Origin of the sequence: Zoogloea sp. LCSB751, from assembly GCF_002028455.1 — a bacterium.
Lineage (GTDB): Bacteria > Pseudomonadota > Gammaproteobacteria > Burkholderiales > Rhodocyclaceae > Zoogloea.
The window spans coordinates 1-269 of sequence record NZ_MWUM01000223.1 but is presented as its reverse complement, the minus strand read 5'-3'; the positions used below and the strand labels follow the sequence as shown (position 1 = coordinate 269).

The 269-nt window shown below is 42.4% G+C and carries 1 protein-coding gene; it reads left to right on the top strand.

The features are described from left to right. The coding region (locus B4920_RS26415) for a LysR family transcriptional regulator substrate-binding protein (RefSeq protein ID WP_139379687.1) at window positions 1–269 on the top strand (269 nt) is incomplete at both ends.

Genomic DNA, 269 nt, shown 5'->3' with positions numbered 1-269 from the left:
TACGGAGATTATTGAAGCCATTCGGGAGAATAATATCGACGCCGGATTCACCCATATTTCCGTTAACGGCCTGTTTGCCACACCATTTTATAAAGACAGATTTATGGTTGTCGTTCCTCAATCGCATCCTTTTGCCCGCCGGAGCAGTATTCCTCTCGAAGCACTGTACGATGAGCCATTAATTATCAGCAAAGGGCGGTACGAAATGAGCATTATGTCGCTGTTTGCGAACAGGAATATTACACCTAATATAAAATATGAATTTAACC